This is a genomic window from bacterium, assembly GCA_021158245.1.
Classification (GTDB): domain Bacteria; phylum Zhuqueibacterota; class QNDG01; order QNDG01; family QNDG01; genus QNDG01.
Genome location: JAGGVB010000125.1, coordinates 1 through 8,966 on the forward strand (window position 1 = coordinate 1; position 8,966 = coordinate 8,966).

Genomic DNA, 8,966 nt, shown 5'->3' on the forward strand with positions numbered 1-8,966 from the left:
GCTGAGCAGGCTTAACACTTTCCCCTGTTTCAGACTTTCCTGACGGTTTAAATACTGCAGGCTTGTCAGGAATCTGATAAGATGTGGTAATAACTCCGCTTACTGCAGATGCAGCTACTGTTGCAGGAGAAGCAAGATATACTTCGCCTTTTCCCTGTTTGCCTGTAAAATTTCTGTTTCCTGTACTGACTGTAATTTCACCCGGGCCGTTCTGACCGATCTGGCCTGCAGCACAGCCTGCGCACCCCGCATTACCTACAAGAGCGCCTGCTTTCATAAATATTTCTATCAACCCTTCTTTAAGGCACCTCTCCCACACTTTTCGCGTTGTAGGCACTATTTTTAAAACAACTCCGGGCGCAACTTTTTTATCTTTAAGAATATCCGCAACAACTTTCAGATCTTCAAATCTTCCGTTTGTACATGATCCGATAAATGCAGAATCAATCTTTGTTCCTGAAACTTCATCAACTGATACCACATCTTCAGGGTGCCCAGGACGGGAAATCAGAGGTTTTATACCGGAAATGTCAAACTCTATCTCCTTTTCATACTCTGCACCTTCATCACTGTAAACCGCTTCAACAGGTCTGCCTGTAACTTTTTCAAAATGCTCAAGAACATCTTTGTTAGGAGGAAACAGCGCAACAATTCCGCCCATTTCAGTAGCCATTGAAGCCATTGTTATTCTTCCGCTTAAAGGAAGAGAATCCACATAATCACCGTAAAGCTCCGCAGCATAACCCAAAAGTCCTGCAGCTCCCAGTTGCTGCAAAAGATAGAGAACAACATCCTTAGGATATACCGTTTCACCAGGCATACCTTTAAGGGTAATTTTTACTGATTTGGGTACCTTAAACCAGATTCTTCCTGTTGCCCATGCAGCGGCAATGTCTTTGTCTCCCATACCCTGACCGAATGCTCCGATTGCTCCCAGTATATTTGCATGAGAATCCGTTGAAATAAGAGTACCGCCCGGAAGAACAAGTGCATCGTCAATTGCAGTGTGGGTTCCTATGCCGTTATCAATATCAAAAACTCTTATGTTGTTTTCCCTGGCAAACACTCTGCACAATTGCTGGTTAGTTGCATATTTTTGATCCGAACCGGTTGGGTTTGTATCAAAAGTAAAAAACGTCCTTTTTGTATCTGCAACTTTAAGACCGTTTTCTTTAAGATTCTTTACAACATTCGCACCGCCGAAATCCCGCGCTATACGCGCATCAATTACAATATCTCCTATATCGCCTGCTTTGAGTTCGCGGTCGGAATGAGCGGAAAGAATCTTTTCAATCATTGTTCCCGGCATAGCAGCTCCTGTTTTTTTCATTAATATTATTTATGACTACTGCTCCTCTATCAACAGCCCTTTTGATCTCATGGCAAAAGGATTGAAAGTTGCAAAATCCGCCTGATGAATAAAAACTGTTTCTATAACCTGAGGCCTGCCGTCTCCTTCTTTGGAGTGACATGCAATAGTGTTGATTATATCTTCGGATAGTCCGCACTCCTGGGCCAGAATAGCTCCGGAAATAGGGTGTCTTGCATATTTCCCGGAAAGGCTCTTTCTGTATCCTCCGTTCCCGTCAGGTTCTATTTCAAGAAGTTTTCCCACATCATGCAAAAGGCCTCCTGCATACAATCTGTCAAAGTTTATTTTGTAGGGAAGATTTTTATAATTTTCTGTCTGAGCTTTTGCCAAAGCTGCAGCGCCTTCTGTAACGGAAATTGTATGCTCTATAAAATTAATCCCTGCTGTATCAACAAGCAGGGTAAAAGGAATTTTTAATAATTCATCAACTGAATTCCAGCCGCCTTTTTTACAGCCGAGCAGCCAGGTGTCTGTAACTTTCTTTTTAATTGCCTGATCCTGAATGCTGTCCAACTGTTTTTTAAAAAGAGTATAAATATCTTTTTCTGTTATCATATCGTCTCCTCTAAAAAAACTTTTTTATTACTCCGATAAAGATATGAAGTTAAACCAATAAAAGCAAGATTTCCCTTTGTTTTGCGGATTTTTTTATCCGAAAATGAAAACCGGAACATTTTTCCCGTATTTCACAATGAAACAATTTGTAAATTTTTCCGAGCGCTTGATTATGGGGTATATGGTATTGATTATACTAATGTTACGCTATGTATATCAATTGCAGACTGAAACCCCTCACAGGTGGTATAAAATATGCAACATTTAATAATGGTGTAAAAAATAAAGTGTGAACAGGAGTATTATCAATGAAATTTAAATTTACAGCATTTCTAATAATTTTAAATGTCACACTTTTCATCATGATCTCTGTTGTTTCAGCACAGCCAGTCAAGAAAAGCACAGATATCAAATCCGTGAATACCGCAGATAGACTGTATCTGCCGGCTGCTTTGAACAATCAGGTTTCCGCAGGAAATGATGACTGGGAATCCATATTCAGCATTCCGGGGACAAACGGTAATATTTCAGCAGTTACAGTATACGGAAATGATGTTTACATTGCCGGCACTTTCAGCACAGTAAGTAATTTAAATGCAAATTATGTTGCCAAATGGGACGGATCTTCATGGTACGTTCTCGGCAGCGGGATGAACAGTACAGTTAGCTGCCTTGCAGTGGACGGAAGCGGAAACCTGTATGCCGGAGGTACATTCACAACAGCAGGGGGCTCCTCCATAAACCACATAGCAAAATGGGACGGATCTTCATGGAGTTCTTTGGGCACTGGTACAAACGGAACTGTCAATGCCCTTACCATTAACGGCTCTGACATATACGCAGGCGGTGCTTTTACAGAAGCAGGGGGAGCACCTGCAAACCACATAGCAAAATGGGACGGGTCTTCATGGTATGCTATGGGGGGAGGAACAAGCGGAGAAGTATATGCAATAATTGTTCACGGTACAAATGTTTACATTAGTGGAAATTTTAGTGACATAGGAACTAATATTGCATGCTGGAATGGCTCATCATTTGTCAGTGAATACTTTGGTGCAGGTACGGATAATACTGTTTATACTATGGATATGATTAATGATACGCTTTATGCGGGAGGAATTTTTACAGGGGTAGCAAATTTAAATCCTTATACTCCTATAGCTGCAAGCAATATAGCAAGATGGGATGCAGCTAACGGATGGCAAACTTTAAACGGCGGAGTAATAAACAGTTCATCATCTCCCTCTGTAAATGCAATATGGTGCAGTACTGGTGATAATACAGTTACAATAGGAGGATTATTTGATAAAGCCGGAAGTACTACAGCAAACAACGTTGCAATATGGGACGGATCAGACTGGTCTGGCTTTGGCACAGGTCCAAATGACAAAGTACTGGCAGTTGCCTGGAACGGGACAACTCTATACGCGGGAGGCGTATTTTCGACCGCAGGTACAGCAGGAGCAGTACATATCGCCCAATGGAACGGATCCTCATGGTCTGCTATTACAAGCGGCAATGACAAGGGAATTTACGGAACAGTTAATGTTATCATCAAATCCGGAGACGATCTTTATGCAGGGGGCTCCTTTACAAGCGCAGGGACAAAAATAGTCAACAACATTGCCAAATGGGACGGATCAGACTGGTATGCTCTTGGCCAGGGTATTACTGACGGTAATGTCAAAGCGCTGACTGTAGATGCAAGCGGCAATATTTACGCAGGGGGCAATTTTACAACAGCAGGTGGCGTTCCAGTAAGCAATCTTGCCAAATGGGACGGATCCTCATGGTCGGATGTAGGCAGCGGCACAAATGACTACATATATTCTCTATCAATCTATAATGGAAATCTTGTTGCAGGCGGCCAGTTCAGCCAGGTTGGTTCAGGAAAATCAATAAAATTTCTTGCCGAATGGGACGGATCCTCATGGTCTGCTCTCGGCTCCGGGATTGACAGCTCTGTTTATACAATTGCTGTAAAAGAGGATACTCTCTTTGCAGGGGGAATATTCAAAGAAGCAGGCGAAGATAATAACATTCAGTATATTGCAAAATGGGACGGATCAGGCTGGTTTAAAGTAGGAAAGGGAGTTAACAGTGCGGTTTCATCTTTATCTGCTTCAGGGTCATATTTGTATGCAGCCGGAAGTTTTACAACAGCAGGCGGGTCCCCGGCAAAAGATATAGCAGTATGGGACGGAACTTCATGGACCGCTATGGGCACAGGGTCTGATAATGAAATTAAAACTATTGCTGCAAGCGGGAATACATGCTATGCAGGCGGCTCATTCTCTTCCATTGACGGGGTTTCTGCAAATAATATTGCCAAATGGGACGGTTCTTCATGGTCTGCACTCGGAGACGGAACGAATAATGCTGTAAACTCTTTATGCCTTGGGAGTCTTTACGCAGGGGGAGGATTTGAAACAGCTGGTTCAAAAACAAGTATGGGAATAGGAAAATGGCTTGGAGAAAGCTATTCCGTAAGAGTGGCAGTTAAAATATTTCTTGAAGGGCCATACAGTACAAGTACCGGCGAAATGAATACATCTATCAATTCTGCAGGATTGATTCCTCTGACATCTCCATACTCGGAAGACCGGAGAACAGTAAGCAGTATCCCTTCTGACATTGTTGACTGGGTTCTTGTTTCTTTAAGAGCTGATCCGGCAGGTTCTGCAGTTGCGTACAGAAGCGCCTTCCTGAGAAATGACGGGATGATTGTTGATGACGATGGAACAACTTCATATATAAATCTCACTGCATCAGAAGACAGTTACTACATTGTTATTGAGCATAGAAACCACCTTGCAGTAATGACAAAAACAGCACAGGCTCTTTCATCTTCTTCTTCAGCTCTGTTTGATTTTACAACAGACGGGACACGCTACTACCTTTCCGACGGTAAAGCGCCTGATGATGCTGCAAAAGAATTTTCGGACAACAAATGGGCAATGTATGCAGGCGACGCTGACGAAAACGGGTTTATTACTTCATATGACTTAAATGACGAGTGGCGCCCCAATAACGGAACATACGGATATAAAAATTCCGACATGAATATGGATACATACATTAATGCCCACGATAAAAACAGGATTTATAAAAAAAATGAAAGTAAAATGTCACAGATAAAATAAAAGAATACAAGACAAGATGAAAATTATTGAAAAAATAAGAATAACAACTTCATTATTAATTTTTCTTACTGCAGTATCCCTGTTCTCACAATACAAAAGGGAATATCCCGATGACATAAGGTTTATGGAAAAATACTCTTCCAAAATCGGCAGCGGAACTTTACAGGAAATTTTTCACAAACACAGTATTGACAAAAAAAACAGGCTTCTTAAAGGCCCGGATCTGATTGACGTTTTTATCTACTTTGATTCTGAGCCTGATAACAGCGAGATACACAAGCTGCAGCTTCTTGGAGTTGAATGTTTTACAGAATCATGGACACCGCCAATTTTCCCCAACCACCCTTTGGGATTTATGCTTGCGCGGGTTCCTGCAAATTCATTTCAGGATGTTCTTGATAAAGCATTTATCAGGCGTGTGGATACTGCTAACCGGACATCTGTGCCCATGAATAACACAGCAGCATCTGCTGTAAATGCTTCTGATCTTTGGGCAGGAGGCTGGACAGGCTCTGGTGTAAAAATAGCAATTCTGGATTCAGGGCTTGACACTGATCCTGTTAACTCGGACCTGCCCTCTTCTTTTGAAAAAATGGACTATTCTCAGTATCCCACTCTCAACAGTGACGTTGAAAATCATGTTACAGGACACGGAACACATGTTACAGGTACTGTTCTCGGAAGAGGAATTTACTCCTCGGGCAATACAGGCAACGGAGGAGGCGCATTCAAAGGTATGGCTCCTGATGCTGAACTTGTATTTTTAAAAATTGCCAATGACACAGACGGCACAGCATCCAGTACAGCAATTATCAATGCTCTTGACGCTGCGGTAAATATTTACAATGCAGACATAATCACAATGAGCTACGGAGGATGGAACGACTATCTTGACGGCTCTCTTCCTACAGAGCAGAAAGTTGACTGGTGTTATTCCCAGGGCGTGCCTGTTTTTATTTCAGCAGGGAATGATGCTAATAAAAACCGGCACTATTCGGGAACTGTTAGTGCAAATTCATCAACCGGCTATATTCAGGTTGATATCTCCACACCTGCAGAAGATTCTACTTTTGTAAAATTCAATCTTGTCTGGTATGACGGCTCTGCAAGAAATGATCTCAGCCTTCAGTACTTTGACGGTTCATACACCCCGCTTTCGGACGTAACTTTTTATCATACAACAGAAAGCACAAGAGGAACCGAATCCCAGAAATCCAATTACAACAAATGGGTAAAGCCCGATGAGAGCACATACTACCTTAAAGTTGTGAACAACTCCTCTTCATCCCAGGCTTTTCATATTTTTGAAGACTGGGGTGTAAATAGCCGTGTAACATTTGCAAATGCAGACCCCGAATATACAATATCTTCTCCTGCCACAGCAGACTATGCTTTTGCAGTGGGCGCATGGACTACAAGGTCTTCGTGGGCAGATTATTCAGGCAACAGCTGGGGCTTTGGGGAAACTTTAGACGATATTTGTTCATTTTCCAGCAGAGGGCCCAGGATTGACGGAACCCAAAAACCTGACATTACCGCGCCCGGAAGCGCAATCATTTCTCTTAGAGACAGGGACGTTTACACTTCTGCAAACAGCAGATGGATTGATGATGACGGCACATGGAACGCAGGAGATGCACATTACTATATTATGCAGGGAACAAGTATGGCGTGTCCTGTAGTTGCCGGATCAGCCGCCCTTCTTCTTGACAGAGACCCGTGTCTTACTCCTGCGGAAATTTACTCTGACCTCCGCTCAAACACAGCTTCAGACACATACACTGGAGTAGTCCCCAACAGCACATGGGGTTACGGCAAACTTGATGTTAAAGCAGCTATGTCAGGAATAACTGTTCAGCTTAAGGTATTTCTCGAAGGGCCCTATGACAGCAGTACACATAAAATGAAAACCAGCCTGAGAGACGCTGATCTTATTCCACTCACTTCTCCTTACACTGAAGATCCGTGCACTGTCAGTTCTGTTCCTGCAGGGATTGTTGACTGGGTTCTGATACAGCTCAGAACCTCTGCAGACGGCTCTGCTGCTATTTCAAAAAGCGTTTTTGTTGATCCTGACGGCAATATTGTTGACACTGACGGATATGACAGAAACATTTTTTTTGATGTGCAGGAGGGCAGCTACTACATTGTAATAAATCACAGAAACCATATTAAAATAATGAGTTCTTCTTCAGTCGCGCTCTATTCGGATCACACTGTTCTCTACGACTTTACCGATTCTGTTTCAAAGGCTTACGGCTCAAACAGTATAAAACTGGTTGAAGATAATGTGTATGCAATGTACGCAGGAGATGCAGACGGAAACGGATTTATTACTGCAGATGATCTTAATAATGAGTGGAGGCCCAACAACGGAACATACGGATACAAAAACAGCGACATGAACATGGACACATACATCAATGCTCACGATAAAAACCGATGTGTTAAAGCAAACAACGGCATAGGAACCGCAGTGCCGTAATAGAGGAGCTGATTTTTGCAAAACCGGATTAAAATATTAATTGCAGTTTTTATTTTACTGATACCGCAGTTTACAAGGGCGCAGGGCGATATTGACCTTAAATTTAAGCAGACAGTACTTACAACATACGACTTTCAGATAACGTTAATGATAAAAAGAGCTTCTGATAAATGGGACAGGCTGGGCTCGTCAAATTTCCCCTTTTATTACAACTCTAATGCCCTTTCAGGCCCTGTTCTTGTTACAGCTCACAATTTTTCAGGCGGCCTCTATTCTGAACTGAATATTGCAAATAACGGTTCCTGGGCATCTGTAAACATTCTTTATAACGGATCAGACGGACAGGGTACTGCAGTTGATACTGCATGGGTAAATGTAGCCACAATCCACTTCAGCATAAAAGACCCTGGCCAGACATCACAGATAAATCCCAGAACCGACGGAGCTTATGCATCCTTTGATGATAATGAGAAGACTCATCTTTCCATAAATACTTACACAGGGCTTGACGTTCCTTTAAAATATAGTGATGTTGCACCTCCGGGAAAAGCCGCACCTCAATCCTTCAATTTATGCGAACCTTTTCCCAATCCATTTAACATGGAAGTAAGCATCAATTACAGTATCCCTGTAAAAACAAGTACATCAATAAAGATTATTTCTGTTAACGGGAAGGTCATAAGATCATTTTATTTTCAGGATCAAAATCCCGGATTTTATACCTTAAAATGGGACGGCAGAACAGAATCAGGTACAGATCAGGCAAGCGGAATTTATATTGTTCTTTTTAAAGCAGACAGATTTACAGGTATTAAGAAAATAACATTAATAAAATAAAAATTATTGTTTAAATGTCTGCAAATTTATATATTTATTGAGAAAAGTTATTAAAAACCCGGGGATGTATGCACAGCTTAGTAAAACAAATTAAGATATTAATACTGATTGTTTTTTCCCCTCTTTTGATTTTTGCATCCGGCAATGATTCTACTGTAGTTAAAAATATCACGGCGCTCTCGTTTACAGACATAACATCATCTGCTCTGCCGTCTGCACCTTCTGCAGGATCTCACTGTGCAGCATTTACAGATATTACAGGCGACGGATTACCTGATCTGTACATGACAATGTACTACACTGCTGATATCTCGGATATGTTTTATGTTAATTCTGCTCTTACTGTTTTTTCAGAAGATGCCTCGGCAAGAGGAATAAATGACTATGACGGCGGTTCACACGGAGCAGTGTTTGCGGATCTTGACAATGACGGCGATTTTGATCTGATAAACGGTACAACTGTAAAAAGAAGCGGAACAACCATTATCGGTGCGGATCACAATAATATTTTCAGAAATGACGGATCAGGCAGTTTTACAGACATAACAAGCACTATATCGGATATCTATTCCAC

6 protein-coding genes are annotated in these 8,966 nt (G+C 41.9%); 4 read left to right on the top strand and 2 right to left on the bottom strand.

The genetic code is table 11. The features are described 5' to 3' along the window. Both J7K93_06965 and J7K93_06970 read right to left on the bottom strand, forming a co-directional pair. A partial coding sequence (locus tag J7K93_06965) for a 3-isopropylmalate dehydratase large subunit (protein MCD6116736.1) occupies positions 1–1,309 on the bottom strand: 1,309 nt, incomplete at its 3' end. A 36-nt stretch (positions 1,310–1,345) separates the two neighbouring features. Next, complete coding sequence (locus J7K93_06970; protein ID MCD6116737.1) at positions 1,346–1,927, bottom strand: HDIG domain-containing protein; 582 nt, start codon at positions 1,925–1,927, stop codon at positions 1,346–1,348. A 308-nt stretch (positions 1,928–2,235) separates the two neighbouring features. Here J7K93_06970 and J7K93_06975 point away from each other — a divergent pair, with 308 nt between their 5' ends. From J7K93_06975 to J7K93_06990, 4 genes are all read left to right on the top strand, one after another. Continuing rightward, a complete protein-coding gene (locus J7K93_06975) occupies positions 2,236–5,070 on the top strand; it encodes a hypothetical protein (GenBank protein MCD6116738.1) in 2,835 nt (944 codons plus the stop codon). 16 nt (positions 5,071–5,086) lie between these two features. Further along, on the top strand, positions 5,087–7,555 hold the full coding sequence (locus J7K93_06980) for a S8 family serine peptidase (GenBank protein MCD6116739.1): 2,469 nt from the start codon (positions 5,087–5,089) through the stop codon (positions 7,553–7,555). Between the two features lie 15 nt (positions 7,556–7,570). Next, positions 7,571–8,392 (top strand): T9SS type A sorting domain-containing protein, encoded by an 822-nt coding sequence (locus J7K93_06985; protein MCD6116740.1) that lies wholly within the window; start codon positions 7,571–7,573, stop codon positions 8,390–8,392. A gap of 68 nt (positions 8,393–8,460) precedes the next feature. Further along, on the top strand, positions 8,461–8,966 hold a 506-nt coding region (locus J7K93_06990; protein ID MCD6116741.1), incomplete at its 3' end, for a VCBS repeat-containing protein.